The organism is Pseudoalteromonas atlantica, assembly GCA_007988745.1.
Classification (GTDB): domain Bacteria; phylum Pseudomonadota; class Gammaproteobacteria; order Enterobacterales; family Alteromonadaceae; genus Pseudoalteromonas; species Pseudoalteromonas atlantica.
The window spans coordinates 1-910 of sequence record BJUT01000127.1 but is presented as its reverse complement, the minus strand read 5'-3'; the positions used below and the strand labels follow the sequence as shown (position 1 = coordinate 910).

Below are 910 nucleotides of genomic sequence, written 5' to 3'. Positions count from 1 at the left end.
AACTAAATATAACTTTAGATTAGTAGTATTCACAAAGGCAATAATGAAAACCATTGGCAAATTAGCACAATCATTAAATTTAAATGTAGAAACCATTCGTTTTTATGAACGAGAAGGACTGATTACACAACCTGAAAAACCAATATCTGGTTATAGACAATATGACGAATCAATAGCAGGACAACTTAGGTTTATCACAAAAGCCAAAGCGCTCGGCTTTACGTTAAGAGAAATAAAATCGCTAATGTCTATGGACAGCAACTGCACTCAAGTTGAGCTATTAAGCCGACAAAAGTTAGCAATCATTCGAGACAAAATTAATGACCTTCAACGTTTAGAGAAAGTAATTGTGGGTATGACAAATACCTGTATGCAAAACGAAGATCCAACACATTGCCCCATAATTGACTCATTAAAATGATTGACTCCGTACTTATATACGGAGTTTAGAATGATGGTAATATCAACCAATAGACTTTCAAATGATAAATAAAATATTAGACAGAGTAGGCTCTAGTGGCGTTTGGCTAGCGGCACGGCCTGCCTCCCTGCATTAAGGTCACTTGCATCGGCATTAGGACTAGGCTTCTTCTCTCACTTCGAAGGAATAGCTGTAAATACGCTTTTACCTATTTTTGCATCTTTGGAACTATTGGTAAACTTATACAACTGGCACAAAATAAAAACCATACCAGAGCTGTCTTCAGCATTCTAGGGCCTGTAGCAGTGCTATTAACGCTTTATCCTCTTTGGCTATATGATTGGAGCACATACCTATTTTACTTTGGTATTTGCTTAATGGTCGTTATGTCGGTTTTGGATATCGTAAAACCAGTAAGGGAGCAAACATGCAACGTATGGCTAATTGCCGTCGTTGAAACGATTAACGGTCAATGTCTGCTTTTCGCTC

At 37.5% G+C, this 910-nt stretch carries 1 protein-coding gene; it reads left to right on the top strand.

Going from position 1 to position 910, the window contains the following annotated elements:
* Window positions 1-43 precede the first annotated feature (43 nt).
* Window positions 44-421, top strand: coding sequence for a MerR family transcriptional regulator (locus PAT01_RS20010; RefSeq protein ID WP_154946069.1), 378 nt, complete (start codon window positions 44-46; stop codon window positions 419-421).
* Window positions 422-910: the final 489 nt, after the last annotated feature.